Genomic DNA, 18,829 nt, shown 5'->3' on the forward strand with positions numbered 1-18,829 from the left:
GCCGGCGGTGGGCTCGCAAGCGAGCGGCTGAGGCGCGGCGGGAGAAAGGCCGACGCTGGTATGCCGAGCATCGAGAGCAGGAGCGGGCGCGTCAGCGCAAGTTCCGGCAGGAGCATCCCGAGAAGGTGCGCGAGTATCAGGCGCGCTACAAGGAACGGCATCCCGAGCGTGTGGCCGAGGGCGCTCGGCGCCGTTCCCAGGCGCACCGTGACCGATACCCGGAGCTGACTCGCGAACGAGAGCGCGCCGACGCTGCGCGCCGTCGCGAAGCGGACCCTGACCAGTTCAGGCGTTGGTACCAGCAGAACCTCGAGCGCGAACGAAAGCGAGGCCGCGAAGCGGCGCAGCTGCGCCGCCGGCTGACAAAGCTCGGACTCCCGCCGCGGAAGATCCATAAGACCTACGCGGCGGACCGTCGCAAGAACGAGGCCGCCGCCGACGCGTTCTTTTCACGTCACAGGCGGATCAACGATCAGATTCGGATTCGGGCTGAGTCCTTCGAGGCTCTACCTGGACACCGCGCGGCCGTCGAGTTCCGCGCCCGGTATCTGGCAGCCAGCGCTATCGAGAAGGCCGACGCACGGGACCGTGAGGCGCGCGCCCGCGCAATCGTAGATTCCGCCCGGCAGAGGCTTCCCGCCAAACAGCTCGAGCAGATCACCGAGGACGTCCGCATGGACTCGGTCGCGCGACAGCTGCGCGGTGCCACACCCTTCAACATCGACGCGGAAGTGCAGCGACGAGTACACGAGCTCGTAGTCGAACGCGCGTTGCGTACGCCGATCGACGCACACGAGCGCGACGAGATGCACCGACTCATCCGAGCCAGCTTTCCCGTCCCGGCGCAGAGTCGGACCGAACGCCCCGCAGCTCAGTCCCGCCCGCGTCGAGCGCGCGAGGGATCACAGGACCGCGGGCACGAGCTCTAAGCGGCAGCGCGCTCAGCAAACGCTTCAACGCTCTCTCGCACGTACCGAATGAGCCCACGGCCCACATCGTGAAAGTCCGGGCCAGAGCCCGTGGCGCGCATCGTCCGAAGTTCGGACACGTCGACTCGCAGCGCCTCCGCAGCCTCCGCCGGCGTCAGCAGCAGCGGAGTGTCGACGACCGTGCCCGCGCTCATCGTGCAGCTCGCTTCTTGGCGACGTCGTCGATCTTGTCGGGACGGAAACCCGACCACGACTGATCGACCGTTTCCACGACCGGCGCCTGCAGGAACCCGGCCGCCTTGAGCCTCGCCAGAGCCTCGGGATCCGTCGACAGGTCGACGACTTCGAACTCGATCCCGGCGGCTTCGAGTGCGCGCATCGTGGCCGTGCACTGCACACACCCCTCGTTCGAGTACACGGTGAGCGGTTCATTCTTCATCGCAGTTCTCCCTTTCACACCTCATTGCCTTTCGGCGAAAGTCGAAACACTGCGGTGGGGGAGTGCAGGCAAGGGTCCGTGGAATACCGGACTGAGCGCAGCGAGGGAGGATATGCCGCGAAAGCCCTTGCCGGAGCGAGGACAGCGCGTACCATCCAACGGCCGAAAGGCAACGAAGTTGCCCCATGCAAACGGTCCCCGTCGCGCAAAGCGCGGAGGGGACCGTTTGGAGGTACTGCGGCCGAAGGCTGCTACTCAGAAGAACCGAAGTCAGCGACGACCGTGCGCCGCTTCGAGCGAGGTTTGCGCGAGGCCTGACCGGGTGCGCGCGCACCCGTAGCGCGCAGATCCTTCTCGCTCCATCCGGCGGCAAGAGCCGCTTTCCAGGCGCGGTCATGGGCGGCTGTCGCGTCGTTCAGGCGCGCCTCCGCGGCATCTGCCTCGTTCACCGCAGCGACCAGCTCGCGCACGGCGTCAACCTTCGCGGTGACGTCTGCTTCGATCAGCTCGCGTGCGCGTTGTGCGGCTTCATCTGGATTCAAGTTCACGTCGCTCATGCGACCGACTCTATCGAGCAGATCAAGAGTCGATCCACGGGCAGTTTGCCCTCTAGCGGGATCACCGACGCTCCACTACGTTCTGCGCGCGGCGGAGCCGCTGGCAGAGCAAGCTATAGAGTTAGGTAACCTAACTCTGGATTCCCGGCGGCGCGGTCGGCATACTGGTCGTATGGTCCCCGCTATTTGGCGGGTTCGCTGCGCTGGGCCGAGAGGACGTGATCATGCCGGAGCAGAACGAGCGGAAGCTGTTCGGCCGGCAGCGTCGTGCGAACTCCGCGACGCCGCGTGACGCGGGTCGCTACGTGGTCAAGACCAACGCCGACGAGGACGCGAAGCTGCGCGCTCGCGCCGTTGTCGCCGGTGTCACCGTGCCGCGTTTCCTGGTCGAGGCGGGCATGAACGCGAACGTTCAGACCAGCACCGACCAGAAGCAGCTCATCGCGGAGTTGTTCGCCTTGTCGCGGACGATGGGAACCGTCGCGAACAACGTGAACCAGCTCGCCCGGTACGCCAACACCGAGGGCGGTTTCCCTGCCGAAGCAGAGAGTGTCGTGGCGGAGTACCGGGCGCTTAGCGCCCGGATCGACGACACCATCCGGAAGCTCGCGGGCGCATGATTCCGAACATCACTCGCGGATCCCGCATCGTCGGTCTGATGACCTACCTTGCGGGGGAGGGGCGCGCCAACGAGCACACGGAGCAGCACCTTGTGGCGGGCGATCACGCGATCATGGCGCGCCACGGGTACGCGGTTCTCGACGCCGCGGCGGCGCGCGAGATCGGTGTCGCTCTCGACACACCGCGCGTCGCTTACGGCGTCGAAGTGACCCGTCAGGTGCGCGTCGCTGACCCTGGGACGGGCGAGCTGCATAGCGAGCGCGTGGCCGCAGATGTGTGGCACTGCTCACTGTCGCTGCGCGCCGAAGAAGGTCAGCTCAGCGACGAGCAGTGGGGCACGATCGCGCAGCAGTTCGTGGACCGCATGGGCTTCACGGAGGCATCCGGGAAGGCTCCGTGCCGGTGGGTTGCGGTTCGTCACGGTCTCTCCAAGAACGGCAACGACCACGTTCACATCGCCGTTTCACTCGTGCGTGAGGACGGCACGAAAGCGACGACGCACAACGACTACAAGCGCGCTCAGGAGTTGTGTCGGACGCTCGAGGTCGAGCACGGTCTGATGCCCGTCGACTCTCGCGAGCGAGGCATGGGAGAGCGTGGCGTGAAGCCCGCCGAAACCGCGCGGGCGGCACGCACCGGTGCGGTCGAGGTCGACGCGCACCGGCTCGAGCGGACCGTCAGGGCCGCAGCGACGGCATCCGTCGACGAAGGCGAGTTCGTGCGTCGAGTGCGACGTGCCGGTGTCCTCATCCGCCCGCGGTTCGCAGCCGGCCGCGACGATGTCGTTGCCGGCTACTCCGTCGCTTTGCGACCCGCCGGAGACGAGCGGCCGGTCTGGTTCGGTGGAGGGCGACTTGCCCGCGACCTCACCCTTCCGCGCCTGCGCGAGGGCTGGCCGGACAGCCCACAGACGGCGCAGGGAGCTGTCGACGAGTGGCGTGCCACGAGCAAGAACCCGTGGCAGTACCGTCCAGTCGCTCCTGGCCGCGAAGAGCACGCTCCCGACCCGAAGCTGTGGGAACAGTACGGGCGGGAGTTGCGCGAGCTCAGGGCGCAGCTGCGAGAGGTACCGGCGACGGACCGAGCCACGTGGGCGCACGTCGCGCGAGAGACCGCCGGCGCATTCGCCGCGTGGTCGCAGCGCGTCGAGGCAACGCCGGGGCCGCTCGCGGAGACGGCCCGAGAGTTGTCGCGCAGCGCTCACATCCGCGCCCACCAGTCCAAGCCCAAGCCCATCCGTATGGGCTCAGCGTCGGGCGCCGCAATGGTACTGATGCAAGCCGCAGTCGGCGGCGAAGGCCCCGCCGCCGAAGCGATCTTGTTCCGTCAACTCGGTCGTCTGTCGGTCGCGCTGATCGACGCACACAAGGCGGCGGGCGATGCCCGACGCGCAGAGCAGATGAGTGAGTCCCTGCGACGCACTCTCGAAGCGATCGGTGAGCGGATGCCCGCCGACGCGCGCACAGCCGCGGCGTCTGCGACCACGGCGATGCTCTCCCCGGAAGAGGAAGCGGTGCGTCGCGCTCAGCGCGGACTCGCCGCGCCCGGCACCCGTTCACCGCTGCCGAACACACTGACCCCCCGGCCTCGAACCACGTCCGACACGTCGCGTCAGCGCGACGGCCTCAACGGAAGAGAAGGAGACCACGATCATGGTCGATGACACAGACGGCGTAGGCGAGACGTTCGACAACTCCCTGCGGATCGCGCTGACGGTCGCCTCCCAATTCGGGGAGCGGTTCGCTCGCCTGCGCGAGGAATGGAACCGTCAGCGGGAAGCCGCAGCCACCCAGGAAGCACGGGAGCTTCAGAGCCGGCTCGACGCCGAGCGGGCGGCCGTGCGCGGACAGCTCGCCGTCGTCGACCAGCCGTCCTGGTGGGACCGTGCGGACGTTCGCGACATTGCCGACGCCCGAGAAGCCGCCGTCGCGTGGCGTGACCACGACGACGTCGCCGCACGCGCCAACGAGACCATCCGCCGCGAAGTGCAGGACCGATACGGCATCGACGTCGACGCCGCCGGCGCCGACCCCGCAGCGGTGGCCGACGCGCTCCGTCGAGCCGAAGCCGACCGCGCCCAGGCGCGCGAAGAGCAGCGCCGGTCCGATGAAGAGTTCACCGCCAGCCAGGTCCTTCTTTCATCCGCCGAGGCGCGCGACCGCGACGCGGACGCAGCCGCCGAACGCGCTCACGAGAGCGAGCATCCGACTGCCGCGGCAGAGTCGGCCAGTCATAAGCGGGAGGCCGCAGCGGAACGTTCACAGGAGGCAGGCTTCTACGACAGCGCCGAGCGCCGTGCCGAGTTCGCGCGTTCGCTTGAGGGAACCGCGTCGGCCGAGGAGGTGCGCGGCCGTGTGCTCGCAGACACCGGCAATGCGAAGAGCCCGAGGGAAGCGGTTGGGGCGTCCGCCTCCGCGCCAAAAGCTCGGAAGACTCGGACCTCAGGGCAGCAGCGCAGCCGCGGCCTAGCTCAGTGATATCACTGCGCTATCGCGATCTGTGTGGCGAAAGGATCGTCACCGAGCTGCCGGCATGAGTCCAGCTCGTACTTGCGGTGTGACAAACGTTCTAATATCCTCATGCTTATGGTCGCACTTTCAGATGAACTCGTAGACGCTCTTGGCGATCTCGCTGTGGAAGTCCGCGAGGGCTTCGAATCTGGCGCGTGGTCAATCGGCGAAGCGCTCTCGCTCCACCCGGCATTCGAGGACACGAACCTTCCTCGCTCGGCTCTTACGCGCGCCATCATCGCGAGCGAGTTCAGGAAAGCTGCAGATCGTCGCGGCTTGACAGTCCGCTCGGGGATGGGTGGAGCAACGGAGCTCTACGAGCTGAGCCGAAACGAGTACGCCGTGATCCGGCTTCGCGGCGCTTCGATGATGGGGGAGGAGCTCCGGGTTATTGCGAATAGCGGTTCCACCTGGGGTGGGCTGTCAGACGACGGATTCTGGCGCGAGGTTCCTTACGTTTTCGGTTTCATGGTCACCGACAACGACTCTGTCAACTTCTTCGTGGCGGAAGTCCTTGGGCAATCTGCTGGAGCCGTTCCGCATCTCGAGTTTGGCTGGACGCACTACTTCGGTCCTCCCGCGCCCACGGGCGACTCTGTGTTCTTGCCGGACGATGACGACAGCCTGGATGGCTGGGATGCACCCGATTCGGGTGAGATCGACAAGCAGGCCTGATCACCATGTCGAATCAGTTGCCGCTGCCCGCGGCGATCGGAGGCGCGCGCGTTCGACAACTCCGACTTGCCCTCGGCCTGACCCAGAGCGAGCTCGCTCATCGCGCGTCGATCGCTTCTGGGACGATCTCGATGATCGAGAATGGCCATCAGGAGGCGGAGGCCGGTGTGGTGCGATCGCTGGCTGAGGTGCTCGATTGCGAGCCCTCGTACCTCACGGGCGGCACGCTGGCGCTCAGATTCGACCGGCCTAAGCTCCGCGCGTATGCCGACGCATCGCAACGAGCCGTCGATCGCACGCTTCACGATTCGATCAGCGCAGTTGAGACCGTCCGCAGTATCGGCCTTCGTACGTTGCCCGTGAAGGTACCGAACTACGACGGCGACCTGAACGACGACGACGGCATCGACCGAGTCGCTGCTGACGTCCGAACCGCAGCCGGTCTCGAGGCGGACGAGGTAATCCCAAACGTCATTCGAGCAGCTGAACGGCTAGGGTGCGTGGTTCTCCCTCTTGAAAGTGAGCTGGGGCGTCACTGGGGGATGTCGCTCACGATTGACACTCTCCCTGTGATCCGCATCGCCAAAGCCTCTGAGGATCCAGACGCCGATATCCCCGGGGATCGTCAGCGCTTCACGGTTGCACACGAGCTCGGTCATCTGGTCCTTCACGCGGGTTTGCCGCAGCCGGCAACCCCATCAGATGCGGCGCAGATGGAGCAGCAGGCCAATCGGTTCGCTGCATCCTTCTTGGTTCCTGGGGATGTGGCGCTGCATGATTTGGAGCAGCTGGGCGGGCGAGTAACGCTCCGCACCCTCGCCGCCCTCAAGCAGAAGTGGGGCTACTCCATCAAGGCGTTCGTCTTCCGGTTCCGCGAGCTGGGGGTGATTGATGAGGCTCACGCGCGGTCGCTCTACAAGCAGATCTCCGCCAGGCGGTGGAATAAGGAGGAGCCGCACCGGCCGGGCAACGAGTCAGCCGTGTGGCTGGGGAAAGCGCTCCACGAAAAGTTCTCCAACGATCCCGTCCGCCGAGCTGCGAGAGAGGTGGGACTGGGAGAACGATTCATTCTCCGCTGGTTGGACTGGACGCCATCAGCGCCCGCTGCGGCGCCCGCACCAATTGCGACGCTGAAGCCCCGCGATGGGCACAAACAATCGACGCATACTGCCGCATCCATCAAGCGGCTTCCAACGCGCCCGTGACCTACGGCCGGCCCCTGGCGGTCATCAGCTGTCGAGCCAGAACCGTACGGTTGAAGCGTGTCTTCTGAGTCTTTCCGAGCATTTGTAGACGAGTCATCGGCTGCTCGCTCGGTGGACCGCCAGGAGTACCTGATCGGAGCAGCCCTGGTACCGGTTACTGCCTGCGACGAAGTCCGGGCGCAGGTCCGCGCGCTCGCTCTACCCGGCCAGATCAAGCTCCACTGGACCGACGAGCAGGAGTCCCGTAGGCGAACGATCGTGAAGCGCTTGGCCGAGATCGCGCCCATGACTGTGGTCGTGACCCACCTGAGTGAGAGGGTCAAGAAGAACGAGCGCTGCCGTCGTAAATGCTTAGAGGCCCTGTATCACGAGATGGTCGGTATGGAGATCTACGACCTCACGCTCGAGCACAGGTCCGACAAGCAGAACGCTGCGGACCGTGCGCACATCGTGTCGCTGCAGGGCCAGGGCCTCGAGCGAGGGATTCGCATTCGCCATCTCCGTGGTGGCGACGAGCCTCTGCTCTGGATAGCTGACATCCTCCTTGGCGCGGTGAACGCCGCAGCAATGGGAGAACCCCGCTATCTCGAGGCGTTGCAGGAGACGATTGTCGTCCAGCATCGCACGGCTGATTCGCTCATGCCGTGAAAACGAAGGGCCCCAGATCCAGTCGTCCGGCTGGGGTTCTGAGGCCTTCTTCCGCGCCCGTCGTAACGGGGGGCTCATTCATTATCTCCCATATTTGGCCAGTCGTCCACTGCGGCGGGGGTAGGGCCAACCAGGAACGGGTAAGAGGGTACGGACTTCTCCCGCCGTGCGAGCGAGACGCGCTCCGCTGGGAGTGTTCGCCCTCGCCCGCAGGTGATTGGGGTTACTCGGAATTCTGACTGGCCTTTGCACTTGGAACTTGTACGCGGTACTCGCAACGGTTCTTCTATATACATGCCGCTGGCAGGGTCTCTGTGCGGACAGCATCAGCAACACAAGGCGTCACTGAAGCGTCATCATTGATCTCGTGGAACGCACTCTAGGATTCGGCGAAAACGAGACAATCGCCGCCATGCTCGCCGCCTCCAAGCGACCGAGCCGCACTGTCGCGGTCCGGAACTCATTCGTGCAGGGCGGTACGAAGGGTAGTCCGGCCCCCGGGCCGATCGCAGCAATGGTGAAGGCTCACGATCGTCAGGGCCTAGACCTGTTCCTGCTTCATCGCCTCATGGCGAGTGCCGAGCCCTGGGACGCAGGGAAGGACGCCGGCGTTTGGTCCCGCGCGCTGGGTCTCGCCGAGTCAGATCAGCTGATGCACGCCGAGCGCGTGTCGCGAATCTTTCGCCGCCTCGACGAGAGCTACCACCTGGTGACTCGCGACAAGGCACGAAGGAACGGCAAGGTGACATCGCTCTGCGAAGACGGGGAGGGGAAGCCCTATACCTCTCCCACCAAGCACTACTTCCGCGTTCCGTTCGAGTACTGGGAGGAGGAGTGGCACCGGAAGCTTTCTATGCCCGGCAAGGTCGTGCTTCTAATCGCCCTTACGCAGAAGCCCGGTTTCGTTATTCCCTCGACACAGGTCAAGAGCTGGTACGGGATCTCGGACGATACGTGGGCAAACGGCATCGGCGAGTTGATGCGTGCGCAGTTGCTCACCGGCAACCGCGGCAAGGAACGCAACTGGATGAAGGGCCGCGCCTTCAACTACGACATCGAGTACTCGCTGGTCTCGCGCATAGACACAAGGTCTCGTCCTGGATTCCAAGGAAGGAGGAAGCCCGCAACACCCTGAACGTCGACTCTCCGAGAGCCGCCTCCCCGCGCGAGGCGTTCGTCAAAACGGCGAACGCCCGGTGCTACCAACACCGAGCGCTCAACACCAACTGTCCCCGAAGGAGACATGAATGAAGTCTACCGCCGTCGCCACGCCGACAACAGGCGTGCCCTCCGATCACGGCGTCACCGTGACCGTAAACGTCAACACCGGTCCGCCTGAGCCACCCCCTAGGGCGGCACCGAGCTGGGGCACGCTTCGCGTCCTCGGCTACGTCGGAATCGGACTCATTATGGCGGGCTTCATCATCGGAGTCACCCTGATGGGTGGGACGGTTTCGATCGTCCCCCCGTAGCTCGTCCCTCCCGCCGTCGCTGGCGGCGGGAGGACGGATCTCGCGCAACGCGGGGGCGGCCGGTCGTTCCGCCCTAGGCCGGCGTATCGCGTGGGCGAGGGGTGGAACGGCGCGCATGCTGACATAACGGTGATTATCGGGCACTCATTTCGAGAAGGGGATCAGGCGGGTACCAGTGATCCTCAGCATTGAACCGCCAGGCCCTGGCAGGTCGGAATCGGCTACCTGGGTGCCGACGTGGTCACCGATGAAGCGTGCCGTACCAATGTTGAGGTCGCCGTCGCTTCTTGTCGCGTCAGGCAAGGCAACGGCTGACCCCGGATCACCCTCTAGATCCGAGTACGACGGCTCAAACATCGAGCAGTCCCCGAGGGAGAACGTCATCTACTGCAATCGCAGCTAGAACGCTTGGCGTCAACGATGGCGACATTTCGTAGCATTCCACTTCCTCTGGCGGCTCATGTGATCGGTCAGCCGCGGCGGTCAAGACCGGTTCCTACCCCCGACCAAGGCGCTCAGGAACCTGGTACATACCCCGATGAGACGTTCGCGCCTGAGTAGGCTCGGACGATAACCCCGACTACTTGAAGGAGACCGGTGTCGCGGATCACCATCGCAGATATCGCCCGCGATGCGGGCGTGTCGACGGGCGCGGTGTCTTACGCTCTCAACGGGCGCCCCGGCGTGTCCGAATCGACCCGTCGACGAATCCTGACGATCGCTGAGAATCTGGGCTGGGAGCCAAGCCAAGCCGCCCGTGCCCTCACCGGAGCGGGAGCCGAGGCAGTTGGCCTGATCCTGGCCAGGTCGCCGGAAACACTTGGGTTCGAATCGTTCTACATGCAGTTCATTGCTGGGATCGAACAAGTCCTGACAGTGCGGTCATTTGCCCTGCTTCTACAAGTCGTGCCCGACCTCAACGCTGAAATGCTCACATACCGACGCTGGCGAGCTGCCGGCCGAGTAGACGGGGTGGTGGTCGTTGACCCCCGAGAGAACGACCCTCGGCTGTCCATGCTCACCGCTTCCGACGCACTGCCTGCAGTGGTGGTAGGAAACCCAGAACTTGCGCCGGATGTGACCACAGTCTGGACCGATGACGCCGCGGCCGTTCGCGAATCGGTGCGCTACCTGTTTACTTTGGGTCATCGCACGATCGCACGGGTTTCAGGAGTTGCTTCTTACGGACACGTGCACATCCGCGACGTCGCCTTCCACGATGAAGTAGCTGCTCGTGGTGGCCAGAGCATAATTTCCCGGGCGGACTTCACACCGGAGCAGGGCGCTGCCGCGACTCGAACCCTACTCACAGCCGAAGAACCGCCTACAGCGATCCTCTTCGACAACGATGTAATGGCCTTGACCGGACTGAGCGTCGCGCACGAGTTGGGCCTGCGAGTACCCCAAGACGTTTCGATCATCGCTTGGGACGACTCACCCTTGTGCAAGGCGGCGTTCCCCCAGCTGACCGCACTGAGCCACGATGTCACCGCATACGGGGCGCATGTTGCCCGCCGTCTGTTCGAGCGCATTGGTGGCGCGGCCGCGGAGTCATTTGTGGACGCAACGCCCGTATTACGTGTGCGCGGATCGACCGGACCCGCACCGCGAATGACGCCTGTCCCCTTCCCTCCCAAGCACTAACGGTGAGACGTTTGGCCCTGGAACGGCATGGAGACCCAGCTTGACGATCAGGCACTTAAGCGATTAAGGTGACTTTCGGCTCGGGCCCAGATCTTTCTGCGCTCGTTGCCACTACTGCCCCTCATGGACGACCGGGACAAAATGGCAACGGAGCATCGAATGATCCACCTGAGCGCTGGCGGCGTGAGCCTGGTGCTGGCTTTCGACGGAGACCGCCTCCCCCGGGTCGTTCACTGGGGCGCTGACCTCGGCATCGTCTCCGAGGACGAGCTCATCCAGCTCGATAGAGCGCGCACAGTTCAACCCTTTGGTACCCCAGTCGACGGCGGAATGGCCGTCTCCGTACTCCCGGAGGCGTCTGCCGGGTGGCCGGGCGTCCGGGGAGTTGAAGGTCACCGGGCCGGCGCCAGCCCCTCGGTACGATTCGTCGTTACTGCGACACAGCTCGATGATCGGCCAACGCCGTGGGCTCAGGGTGTTGTCGTATCGGGTCAAGACGTCGCGGCTGGACTGGATCTGAGGTTGGAGATCGAACAGAGCGAATCCGGCCTGATCAGGATCCGCGCTGCCGTGACCGCTAGCCCGGGAACGTCGGCTGAGATTTCGACTCGGGCGGTCGACATAGACGTGTCTGCCGTCTACGACATCGCTGGTGTCTTGCCCGTTCTGCCAGTCCCGGCGCACGCGACTGAGTTGCTCGACTTCACTGGGCACCAGCTCCGAGAGCGGTCTCCGCAACGACTCCCCTTCGTTCATGGAACGCACGAACGGACCGGGCATCGTGGTCGCCCCGGGTTCGACACGGGCTACCTGCTCTGTGCCGGCGAGTCGGGATTCGGTGCCCGGAGCGGTGAGGTGTGGGCCGTGCATTCGGCTTGGTCTGGCAATCAGAGAATGCTGGCGGAGCGCAATTATCACGGCATAGCGCTACTCGGCGCTGGCGAAGCGCTAGAGCCCGGCGAGGTGAGACTCAAGCCGGGCGAAACGTACACGTCGCCCTGGATGTACGCCACATATGGGAACGGCCTCGACGCCGCCACCGCACGGATCCACGAGTGGCTTCGTGCACGAGCTCATCACCCCGGCACACCCCGACCCGTGATCGTAAATACTTGGGAAGCGGTCACCTTTGACCACTCCCTGGATCGGCTGCTCACACTCGCAGACGCGGCTGCCGAGGTCGGTGCGGAGCGGTTCGTTCTAGACGACGGCTGGTTCGGCGCGCGACGGGGAAGCACAGCCGGGCTGGGAGACTGGGTGGTTTCGCCCGAGGTCTATCCGAAGGGGTTGTGGCCTCTTGTTGATCACGTCCGAGAGCGCGGCATGGAATTCGGCTTGTGGGTCGAGCCGGAGATGGTCAACCTCGACTCCGACCTTGCCCGTGCCCATCCCGAATGGATCCTGACCGCCGGTGGCGGCCGAATGTTGGGCGCTGCGCGAAACCAGCAACTGTTGAACCTCAGCGATCCGGGCGCATATGCACATGTGCTCAACCAACTTGATGCGCTCCTGAACGAGTACCCCATCGGGTACCTCAAGTGGGACCATAACCGTGAACTCGGCGAGGGCGGTCTGCCGCCGTCTGGACGGTCGGCGGCGCGCGCCCAAACCGAGGCGGTGTACCGGCTGATCGATGCTCTTCGCCTCCGCCATCCAGGCCTCGAGATCGAGACCTGCGCCTCTGGTGGTGGGCGGGTGGACCTGGAGATTCTGGAGAGAACGGACCGCGTCTGGGGATCCGATTCCACCGACGCCCACGAACGGTTGGATTTGCAGCGGTGGACCAACCTGCTCGTCCCGTACGAGATGCTCGGCGCGCACATCTCCTCACCGGTCGCACCAACTTCAGGACGAGCACTTCCGCTTGACTTCCGATGCGCGATCGCCCTCTTCGGCCACATGGGTATCGAATGGGACCTGACGGAAGCCTCTAGCTCAGAGCGGGCGCGTCTGGCCGAGTGGGTTGCCTACTACAAGCGCCGCCGCCGCTTGCTGCACAGCGGGACGGTGGTGCACGCTGACGTTCCGGACCCGTCGTATCGCCTGCACGGCGTCGTGGATGAGGAACAGAACGAAGCGCTCTACGCCTGGGTTTGCACTGCTTCGTCGACAGTGTGGCCACCGCCGCCCGTCGCACTGCCGGGGATCGACCCTGACCGCCACTATCGCGTGGCTCTAGACGGCCCGATAACAGCGGTCGACGGTATCGCCACCCATTGGGGAGCGCCGCTGGAATGGCTGATGTCCGGAGGTGTGGAACTCCCCGGACGCATGCTGACAAGCGCCGGTATCGCGCTGCCGGAGCTTTTCGCTGACCGGGCAGTGATTATCCGAGCTATCGCAATCGATTACTGAAACGCATCAGTGGCGGGATATTGCCCCCGCCCGGGGAAGATGCGAAATCGTAACTTGACCGCTTAAGTACCGCGCGGCATGCTGTAGTCAGACGCCGGAGGCGGCGCTCGAAAACGTCGGGTCGGAGTGGACCCGCGAATGAAAGGACTGAAGATGTTCCTCAAGTCAAACTCTCCGCGGCGCATGGCCGTTGTGGCGGGTGCTGCGACGCTGGGCGTACTGCTCGCCGCGTGCAGCGCGTCGCCGAACGGCAGCTCGAAAGGCGAAACCGACGGCTCCACCTTGGTCGCGTACACGGGGCAGGCCGGCGACTACCAGATCAACTTCAACCCGTTCTCCCCCTCCCGGATCGGTGGTCTGGGAACGATCTACGAGCCGCTGTTCTTCTACAACAAGGCCGAGGTAAGCGAGCCGGTCCCTTTGCTTGGGACCGAGCAGGTTTGGAACGCTGACGGCACTGAACTCACCGTTTCCCTGCGCGACGACGTCACGTGGAGCGATGGAGAGCCGTTCACCGCCGCGGATGTTGTGTTCACGTTCGAGCTGCTCAAGTCCACGCCGGGCATCAACAGCTCCGGGTTCGATGGAACCGTCGAGGCGGTCGATGACACGCAGGTGAAGTTCACTTTCGACGCGCCCGTGTTCGTGAAGGGCCCCGACTTCATGGCCACACCCATCGTTCCGGAGCACATCTGGAAAGACGTCAACCCCGAGCAGGATGTCATCGAGAAGCCGGTCGGCACCGGCGCGTACGTCCTCGGCGACTACAAGCCGCAAGCGTTCACCTACACAGCCAATCCCGACTACTGGGGTGGTGTGCCGGCGCTCGAAAACATCCGGTACGTCGCCCTCTCCGGGAACCAGGCCGGCGCCGACGGTATCGCCGCCGGCACTATCGACTGGCAGACCGGCCCGATCCCCGACATTCAGAACACCAACAAGAACTTCCCCAGCTACGACCACTTCACGCAGTGGCAGAGCCAGATGGTCCTCGCCTCTTGCTCCAGCGCGGAGCAGGGATGTGAAGGCCCGCAGACCGACCCCGCCGTGCGGAAGGCCATCTACTACGCGATCGACCGCACTCAGTTGAACAACTTGGCGTTCGAAGACACTGCAGGTGAGGTGTCCCCGACGTTCGCGTTGACGCCCAGTCAGGACACCTTCGTCTCGGACGAGGTACAGGAAAAGGTTGCACCGATGTCGGCAGATGTCGATGCTTCCAGCGAGATTCTGGAAGAAGCTGGCTGGGTCAAGGGTGAGGACGGCATCTACGCCAAGGATGGCGAGCGACTTTCGCTGACTATCGAGGTGGTCACCGGCTGGACTGACTACATCACAGCGCTGGACGTCCTCGCCTCGCAGGCGAAGGCAGCCGGCATCGAGCTCACCGCTGCCCAGTCCTCGTGGAACGAATGGACCGACAAGCGAGTCAACGGCAACTTCGAACTGGCTATCGACTCCCTGTGGCAGGGCCCTGTCTCTGATCCGTACTACGTCTACAACTACTTCTTCGCATCCAGCAGCGGCGCAAAGGTAGGCGAAGCAGCCGGGAACAACTACTCCCGCTTCTCCAGCCCGACGGTGGACAGCGCACTCGAGCAGCTCGCCACGCTGCCGCTTGACGACGCGGCGGCTCGCCAGCCGTTGTTCGACACCATCCAGACCGAGATCGTCGACGCCATGCCGTACATCCCGATCCTCACCGGCGGCACCACCAGCATCTGGAACACCGCCGACTTCAGCGGCTGGCCCTCTGACGACGATCTCTACGCCTTCCCGGCGGTGTGGTCGTCCTTCGATGCCGCCGAGATCTTCAAGCGGCTCGAGCCGCAGGGCTGACGAGCACTGAGTCGTCGCCCTTCATAAGGAGAGTTCAATGAGCTATTTCGCGCGCAAACTCGGCTTTTACGTCGTCGCACTCTGGGCGGCGCTGACGCTGAACTTCGCGATCCCCCGTCTGATGCCCGGCAACCCGGTCGACATTCTGTTGGCCAAGCTGCAGCAGCGCGGTGGAACGGTGTCGCCGGAGACGCGCGAGGCTTATGCACTCCTTCTGGGGGGCGACGACTCACAGCCGCTGTGGTCGCAGTACACGAACTACCTCGCCAACCTCGTCCAGGGCGACCTAGGGGTCTCGGTCAGCTACTACCCGGCGACGGTCTCAGAGGTCATCATGCAGTCACTGCCATGGACAATCGTGCTCGTCGGGGTGGCGACCATCATGGCCGCCACCCTGGGCGTGGTTCTCGGCGCCCTGGTCGGTTGGCGCCCGGGAAGCTGGCTGGATTCGTTGATCCCCTCAACCACCCTCCTCGCAGCCGTGCCCTACTTCTGGCTCGCCCTTCTGCTCACCTACCTGCTATCACGGGTATTGGGTTGGTTCCCGATGCAGGGCGGATACGACGTCACGTTGACCCCCGGCTGGGATTGGGAATTCATCTCCTCCGCCATCCATTACGGCTTTCTCCCCGCGCTGACCATCGTGCTGGCCTCCATCGGAGGATGGCTGCTGGGCATGCGCAACATGATGGTCTCCACCCTCTCTGAGGACTACATCCTGACCGCCGAGGCAAAAGGACTAACGCCGCGCACGATTCTCCGCACATACGCATCTCGGAATGCGGTGCTTCCCTCGGTTGCCGGATTCGCGATCTCCCTCGGATTCATCGTGTCCGGGTCAGTGATCACAGAACAGGTGTTCTCATACCCCGGCATTGGCAGTCGCCTGCTGGGTGCCGTCACTAACAACGACTACGCACTCATGCAGGGTGTGTTCCTCTTCATCACGCTTGGCGTGCTGGGAGCCAATCTCGTGGTCGACCTTCTGTATGGCGTGATCGACCCCCGCACCCGTGCACGATCCTGACTCGGAGACACGATCGAGATGACGAACTTCACTCCTGACAACAATCCGGTTCCGGTCGACGCCCTCGCCGCAGAGAACGAACAGCGCGACCGTGCCGGCCGCCGGGTGCGATCCGGCTGGCGGATGCTGCTTCCGACCATGACGCCATGGCTGGCGCTCGGGCTGTTCCTGGTGGCAGGGATCATCGTGTTCGCGATAGTGGGTCCCTGGCTTCTCGGTGACCCCACCACGGTGCGCAACATCGGCATGACCGGCCCCTCGGCAGAATTCCTCTTGGGAACAACGAATACGGGGCAGGACGTGCTGGCTCAGTTGGCCGTCGCAACCCGCGGCTCGCTGGTGATCGGATTCACGGTAGGCATTTTGGCCACCGCTTTGTCAGCGTTCTTCGGGATCTACGGCGCCTACGTGGGTGGATTCGCGGACGACCTTTTCTCGCTGCTCTCCAACGTGTTCCTTGTGATTCCGGGTCTTCCGCTCGTGATCGTCATCGCGGGCTTCGTGCCGCGCGAGAGTCGGGGACTATGGACGATCGCCGTGGTGCTCGCCCTGACCAGCTGGGCGGCTGGCGCGCGCGTTCTCCGGGCGCAGACGCTCTCAGTGAGGAATCGCGACTACGTTGCCGCGTCTAAGATCTCCGGCGAAGCTTCGTGGCGCGTCATCATCGTCGAAATTCTGCCGAACCTTCTGCCGGTTCTCGCCTCGGGGTTCGTCTTCGCGGTGATCGCTGCCATCCTCGGAGAGGCCGGTCTGGCCTTCATCGGATTGGGTGCGTCGAATTCGTCGACGTTGGGAACAATGCTGTACTTCGCGCAGAACGCGTTCGCACTTTCCGTCGGCGCGTGGTGGTGGTTCCTCCCGCCTGGGCTCATCATCGCGTTGCTTGGGATGGGATTGTCCCTCATCAACTTCTCGATTGACGAGATCATCAACCCGAAGCTCAAGCACCTGCGTCAGCACCGTAAGCGGGCCCGGAAAGCGGCCAAGCTCGAGCGCGAGATGGCCCGTGAACAGCATCGTGCACAAGACCACGAATCAGCCATCGAGGTGGCAGCGCGATGACAATCTCGACGCAGAGAAAAGAGGACCCGCAGGTGTCGACGGGCAACGCTAGCGAGCGCGAGGCAGTCCTCACCGTCACTGACCTCACCGTTGTGTACGAGGTGGAAAACCCGGTGACAGCTGTGAAGAGCGCCAGCCTGACATTGCATCGCGGGGAGATCCTCGGCCTGGCAGGCGAGTCCGGCTGCGGTAAGACGACTCTCGCGTACGCCATCAACCGGTTGCACCGCCCCCCCGCACGGGTCGCTTCAGGATCGATCGTTTTCCACGACGCGACCGGTCAGGACATTGATGTGCTGGCACTGGAGGACAACGCGCTTCGGGCATTCCGGTGGGACAAGCTGTCGATGGTGTTTCAGGGTGCCATGAACGCCCTCAACCCTGTCATCTCCATCCGAGCACAACTGCGTGACACCTTGAGGACCCATCGGCCCAAGATGTCTAACCGGGAGATCCGGCGCCGCTCTGAAGAGGTTCTTGCGCGCGTCGGGGTGGATCCCAAACGCATCGGGTCGTATCCGCACGAGCTGTCCGGAGGCATGCGTCAACGCGTGATGATCGCGATGGCGATGCTGCTCGAGCCACAGGTCATGATCATGGACGAGCCCACCACCGCTCTAGATGTGGTGGTGCAACGCGACATCCTCCGGGAGATCCTCCGACTGCGGGACGAGTTGAACTTCGCTGTCGTCTTCATCACCCATGATCTGCCGCTCCTGCTCGAGATCAGCGACCGCATCGCAGTGATGCTCGAGGGCGAAATCGTCGAGCTTGGCACATCCGACGAGCTCTACACCCACGCGCGGCATCCATATACGCGCCGTCTGTTGAGCTCCTTCCCCAGTCTTGCTGGAGACCGCGGCAGTTTCATTCGCACCGGTGAGGACCACACCGCCACGTTGCCGCTCAAACGCACCGAGGAGAACCAGTCATGACCCGCGTTCACGTCACCGACCTGGTCAAGGATTACACCGTGCGGACAGGCGCGAAACGATCGCAGCTGCGCGCCGTCGACCACGTCAGCCTCGACCTCGTGCCCGGCCGTACCGTGGCGCTGGTCGGTGAGTCGGGGTCAGGCAAGTCGACGATCGCCAAGATCCTCACCCGGATGGAGAAACCCACCTCTGGCACTGTCGATGTTCGCCTCGACGACGACACGCCCGTAGAAGGCTCGCTGTACCGGCGTCAAGTTCAGATGGTGTTCCAAGATCCCTTCGCCTCCCTCAATCCTTTCCACACGATCGAGCATCACATCGCTCGGCCACTGCGTATCCACGGGCGCACGCGCACCGCTACCGAGACCCAACAACGCGTCTTGGAGATGCTCGAGCGAGTTAACCTCACCCCGGCTGAGGACATCGCCCCGCGGCGCCCCCACGAACTGTCCGGTGGACAGCGTCAGCGGGTGGCGATCGCCCGAGCTCTCGCCCCTGGAGCGCAAGTGATCATTGCGGACGAGCCGGTTTCAATGCTTGACGTCTCGATCCGGCTGGGAGTGCTCAATCTCCTCGCCCGCCTCCAACGCGAGGAGCGCCTCGCCGTGCTCTACATCACGCATGATCTCGCCACCGCACGGCATTTCTCCGATGAGATCGTGGTGCTCTACCGGGGGCGGGTGGTCGAACGCGGACCCTCCGACGCCGTGATTCTGGACGCCCGTCACGACTACACCAAATTGCTCAAGATGGCGGCGCCCGACCCCGAGCGTCCCGCCGGCGCCACGATCTTGGCGGGCGGGGATCGGAAGGCCATCGACAACTCCGTCTGCTACGACCATTTCGCCGGTGAATGGCAGGACGCAGGGGTTGCGACAGCTCGGCACGCCAAGTCCATCTCCTGACCTACA

The 18,829-nt window shown here is 64.2% G+C and carries 18 protein-coding genes; 15 read left to right on the forward strand and 3 right to left on the reverse strand.

Features of this window, described 5'->3' with window-relative positions:
* Nucleotides 1-125: 125 nt before the first annotated feature.
* On the forward strand, nucleotides 126-929 hold the full coding sequence (locus C7474_RS14945) for a hypothetical protein (RefSeq protein ID WP_147436731.1): 804 nt from the start codon (nucleotides 126-128) through the stop codon (nucleotides 927-929).
* Here the strand turns inward: C7474_RS14945 and C7474_RS15525 are convergent.
* The 3 genes from C7474_RS15525 to C7474_RS14700 form a co-directional block, all read right to left on the reverse strand.
* Entirely contained in the window at nucleotides 926-1,123 is a 198-nt protein-coding gene (locus tag C7474_RS15525; protein WP_121061282.1) for a helix-turn-helix domain-containing protein, read from the reverse strand. The genes C7474_RS14945 and C7474_RS15525 overlap by 4 nt on opposite strands.
* Nucleotides 1,120-1,368 carry a glutaredoxin-like protein NrdH gene (gene nrdH, locus C7474_RS14695; RefSeq protein ID WP_121061284.1) on the reverse strand — a complete coding sequence of 83 codons (249 nt, stop codon included), beginning with the start codon at nucleotides 1,366-1,368 and terminating at the stop codon, nucleotides 1,120-1,122. Before nrdH ends, C7474_RS15525 begins: the two co-directional genes overlap by 4 nt.
* A 251-nt stretch (nucleotides 1,369-1,619) precedes the next feature.
* Entirely contained in the window at nucleotides 1,620-1,925 is a 306-nt protein-coding gene (locus C7474_RS14700; protein ID WP_121061286.1) for a hypothetical protein, read from the reverse strand.
* A gap of 224 nt (nucleotides 1,926-2,149) precedes the next feature.
* Between C7474_RS14700 and C7474_RS14705 the strand changes: the two genes are divergently transcribed.
* The 14 genes from C7474_RS14705 (at nucleotide 2,150) to C7474_RS14770 (ending at nucleotide 18,823) form a co-directional block, all read left to right on the forward strand.
* Nucleotides 2,150-2,545: a MobC family plasmid mobilization relaxosome protein gene (locus C7474_RS14705; RefSeq protein ID WP_147436732.1), complete on the forward strand. Its 396-nt coding sequence runs from the start codon at nucleotides 2,150-2,152 to the stop codon at nucleotides 2,543-2,545.
* 38 nt (nucleotides 2,546-2,583) lie between these two features.
* The gene (locus C7474_RS14710; protein WP_241965294.1) at nucleotides 2,584-4,209 is read left to right on the forward strand and encodes a relaxase/mobilization nuclease domain-containing protein; all 1,626 of its coding nucleotides are present in this window, start codon (nucleotides 2,584-2,586) and stop codon (nucleotides 4,207-4,209) included.
* A complete protein-coding gene (locus C7474_RS14715) occupies nucleotides 4,199-5,023 on the forward strand; it encodes a hypothetical protein (protein ID WP_121061291.1) in 825 nt (274 codons plus the stop codon). Before C7474_RS14710 ends, C7474_RS14715 begins: the two co-directional genes overlap by 11 nt.
* Before the next feature lie 102 nt (nucleotides 5,024-5,125).
* On the forward strand, nucleotides 5,126-5,731 hold the full coding sequence (locus tag C7474_RS14720) for a hypothetical protein (protein WP_121061293.1): 606 nt from the start codon (nucleotides 5,126-5,128) through the stop codon (nucleotides 5,729-5,731).
* Nucleotides 5,732-5,736: 5 nt separating this feature from the next.
* Nucleotides 5,737-6,936 carry an XRE family transcriptional regulator gene (locus tag C7474_RS14725; RefSeq protein ID WP_121061295.1) on the forward strand — a complete coding sequence of 400 codons (1,200 nt, stop codon included), beginning with the start codon at nucleotides 5,737-5,739 and terminating at the stop codon, nucleotides 6,934-6,936.
* A 57-nt stretch (nucleotides 6,937-6,993) separates the two neighbouring features.
* Nucleotides 6,994-7,584, forward strand: coding sequence for a hypothetical protein (locus tag C7474_RS14730; RefSeq protein WP_121061297.1), 591 nt, complete (start codon nucleotides 6,994-6,996; stop codon nucleotides 7,582-7,584).
* A 367-nt stretch (nucleotides 7,585-7,951) separates the two neighbouring features.
* Nucleotides 7,952-8,719 carry a hypothetical protein gene (locus tag C7474_RS14735; RefSeq protein WP_147436733.1) on the forward strand — a complete coding sequence of 256 codons (768 nt, stop codon included), beginning with the start codon at nucleotides 7,952-7,954 and terminating at the stop codon, nucleotides 8,717-8,719.
* A 934-nt stretch (nucleotides 8,720-9,653) separates the two neighbouring features.
* On the forward strand, nucleotides 9,654-10,700 hold the full coding sequence (locus C7474_RS14740) for a LacI family DNA-binding transcriptional regulator (protein ID WP_121061301.1): 1,047 nt from the start codon (nucleotides 9,654-9,656) through the stop codon (nucleotides 10,698-10,700).
* A gap of 123 nt (nucleotides 10,701-10,823) precedes the next feature.
* Nucleotides 10,824-13,055 (forward strand): alpha-galactosidase, encoded by a 2,232-nt coding sequence (locus C7474_RS14745; protein ID WP_241965295.1) that lies wholly within the window; start codon nucleotides 10,824-10,826, stop codon nucleotides 13,053-13,055.
* A 153-nt stretch (nucleotides 13,056-13,208) separates the two neighbouring features.
* Nucleotides 13,209-14,894 carry an ABC transporter substrate-binding protein gene (locus tag C7474_RS14750; RefSeq protein WP_121061335.1) on the forward strand — a complete coding sequence of 562 codons (1,686 nt, stop codon included), beginning with the start codon at nucleotides 13,209-13,211 and terminating at the stop codon, nucleotides 14,892-14,894.
* Nucleotides 14,895-14,931: 37 nt separating this feature from the next.
* Nucleotides 14,932-15,921: an ABC transporter permease gene (locus C7474_RS14755; RefSeq protein WP_121061302.1), complete on the forward strand. Its 990-nt coding sequence runs from the start codon at nucleotides 14,932-14,934 to the stop codon at nucleotides 15,919-15,921.
* Between the two features lie 18 nt (nucleotides 15,922-15,939).
* On the forward strand, nucleotides 15,940-16,983 hold the full coding sequence (locus tag C7474_RS14760; RefSeq protein ID WP_121061304.1) for an ABC transporter permease: 1,044 nt from the start codon (nucleotides 15,940-15,942) through the stop codon (nucleotides 16,981-16,983).
* Complete coding sequence (locus C7474_RS14765) at nucleotides 16,980-17,918, forward strand: ABC transporter ATP-binding protein (protein WP_121061306.1); 939 nt, start codon at nucleotides 16,980-16,982, stop codon at nucleotides 17,916-17,918. The genes C7474_RS14760 and C7474_RS14765 overlap by 4 nt, the downstream gene beginning before the upstream one ends.
* Nucleotides 17,915-18,823 (forward strand): ABC transporter ATP-binding protein, encoded by a 909-nt coding sequence (locus C7474_RS14770; RefSeq protein WP_121061308.1) that lies wholly within the window; start codon nucleotides 17,915-17,917, stop codon nucleotides 18,821-18,823. Before C7474_RS14765 ends, C7474_RS14770 begins: the two co-directional genes overlap by 4 nt.
* Nucleotides 18,824-18,829 lie beyond the last annotated feature (6 nt).

This window comes from Microbacterium telephonicum, from assembly GCF_003651225.1.
In the GTDB taxonomy this organism is placed as follows: domain Bacteria; phylum Actinomycetota; class Actinomycetes; order Actinomycetales; family Microbacteriaceae; genus Microbacterium; species Microbacterium telephonicum.

Excerpts from the sequence above, each read along its gene's own strand:
- C7474_RS15525 (WP_121061282.1), bottom strand. The coding sequence starts at position 1,123 with ATGAGCGCGGGCACGGTCGTCGACACTCCGCTGCTGCTGACGCCGGCG.
- C7474_RS14710 (WP_241965294.1), top strand. The coding sequence starts at position 2,584 with ATGACCTACCTTGCGGGGGAGGGGCGCGCCAACGAGCACACGGAGCAG.
- C7474_RS14700 (WP_121061286.1), bottom strand. The coding sequence starts at position 1,925 with ATGAGCGACGTGAACTTGAATCCAGATGAAGCCGCACAACGCGCACGC.
- C7474_RS14725 (WP_121061295.1), top strand. The coding sequence starts at position 5,737 with ATGTCGAATCAGTTGCCGCTGCCCGCGGCGATCGGAGGCGCGCGCGTT.
- C7474_RS14760 (WP_121061304.1), top strand. The coding sequence starts at position 15,940 with ATGACGAACTTCACTCCTGACAACAATCCGGTTCCGGTCGACGCCCTC.
- C7474_RS14770 (WP_121061308.1), top strand. The coding sequence starts at position 17,915 with ATGACCCGCGTTCACGTCACCGACCTGGTCAAGGATTACACCGTGCGG.
- C7474_RS14705 (WP_147436732.1), top strand. The coding sequence starts at position 2,150 with ATGCCGGAGCAGAACGAGCGGAAGCTGTTCGGCCGGCAGCGTCGTGCG.
- C7474_RS14715 (WP_121061291.1), top strand. The coding sequence starts at position 4,199 with ATGGTCGATGACACAGACGGCGTAGGCGAGACGTTCGACAACTCCCTG.
- C7474_RS14745 (WP_241965295.1), top strand. The coding sequence starts at position 10,824 with ATGGACGACCGGGACAAAATGGCAACGGAGCATCGAATGATCCACCTG.
- C7474_RS14720 (WP_121061293.1), top strand. The coding sequence starts at position 5,126 with ATGCTTATGGTCGCACTTTCAGATGAACTCGTAGACGCTCTTGGCGAT.
- nrdH (WP_121061284.1), bottom strand. The coding sequence starts at position 1,368 with ATGAAGAATGAACCGCTCACCGTGTACTCGAACGAGGGGTGTGTGCAG.
- C7474_RS14765 (WP_121061306.1), top strand. The coding sequence starts at position 16,980 with ATGACAATCTCGACGCAGAGAAAAGAGGACCCGCAGGTGTCGACGGGC.
- C7474_RS14750 (WP_121061335.1), top strand. The coding sequence starts at position 13,209 with ATGTTCCTCAAGTCAAACTCTCCGCGGCGCATGGCCGTTGTGGCGGGT.
- C7474_RS14755 (WP_121061302.1), top strand. The coding sequence starts at position 14,932 with ATGAGCTATTTCGCGCGCAAACTCGGCTTTTACGTCGTCGCACTCTGG.